General features: G+C 76.2%; 1 protein-coding gene. It reads left to right on the top strand.

Annotation, left to right across the window (positions count from 1 at the left end):
- Nucleotides 1–145: 145 nt before the first annotated feature.
- Nucleotides 146–1,071, top strand: a 926-nt coding sequence (locus tag JS521_RS35835) for a hypothetical protein (RefSeq protein WP_205087015.1), incomplete at its 3' end; no start/stop codon positions are given.

Below are 1,071 nucleotides of genomic sequence, written 5' to 3'. Positions count from 1 at the left end.
ATCAACCACGCCCCCTTCCTTTCTTTCTCCCGCCCCGGGTGGTGCGGGGGGGCCGGCCGCCCCGGTCCGCGCCGCCGCCCCCCCCGCCCCGCTCAGCCCCGAACACCCCGTCCCCGCTGTCCACTTCCCCGCTCCGGAGGATTCCGTGACCCGCAGTCGACTCGCTCCCGGCACCGGGATCGTCACCGTCCCCGGTGCCGACCCCGTGCTCCGGACCTCCGGAGGGGAGTTCCTGCGCATCGACACCGGCGGCGTCACCGGCGAAGCCCTGGTACGGCGGCTGACGGGCGACGAGGCGCCGGGCGAAGGGCCGCCTTCCGCCGAACTCGCTCGGCTCGTCCAAGCGTTCGAGACCGGTGGACACGCGGTGTCCACCCCGCCCCGGGCCCCGCTCGCCGGCCGCACCGTCCACGTCCTCGGCGACCCCGTGCTCACCGGACCGGTGGAGCGCTGCGCCGCGGCGGAAGGAGCCGAGGTCCACCGGACCACCCCGGACCGCGTGGCGGAACTCGCCCGGGCGACTCCGGACCACCACGCCGGTGGGCGAGTCGCCACCGAAGGGCGGGTCGCCGTGGTCTGGTGCCTCGACTCACCCGTACCCGAAGGGCTCTGGGACGCGGCGGACCGGCTGCCCGCCCGACGTATCGCCTGGCTGCGCTGCCAGCGCGAGGGCTCCCACACCTGGACCGAGCCGCTGGCCGCGGCCCCGGGGGACGTCACCTCCCGCCATGTCCGTCTCCGCAGGCTCGCGGCCACCGCCGCCCACCGCGAACTCGCCGCCTACTGGGCCGGGCACCGCACCCCTGACACCGGACCGCATCCCACGGAAGCGTCCGCCGCCTTGATCGCCGCGCTCCTCACCGCCGATCTGATCGCCTGGGCCGAAGCGGAAGCCGAAGCCGAAGCCGGTGCTGGAGCCGGTCCGGAAGCCGGTACTGGCGCGGAAGCCGGTGCTGGTGCCGGAGTTGTGGGCGCGGCGAGCCGGCCGGCCGGTCTGCCGGCCCGCCGCCGGCTGCGCCGGGTCGACCTGCGCGATCTCACCTTCACCGAGCACCCCGTCCTCCCCGCTGC

It is taken from the genome of Streptomyces durocortorensis (assembly GCF_016901035.1).
Lineage (GTDB): Bacteria > Actinomycetota > Actinomycetes > Streptomycetales > Streptomycetaceae > Streptomyces > Streptomyces durocortorensis.
This window is presented reverse-complemented; position numbering and strand designations above follow the sequence as displayed.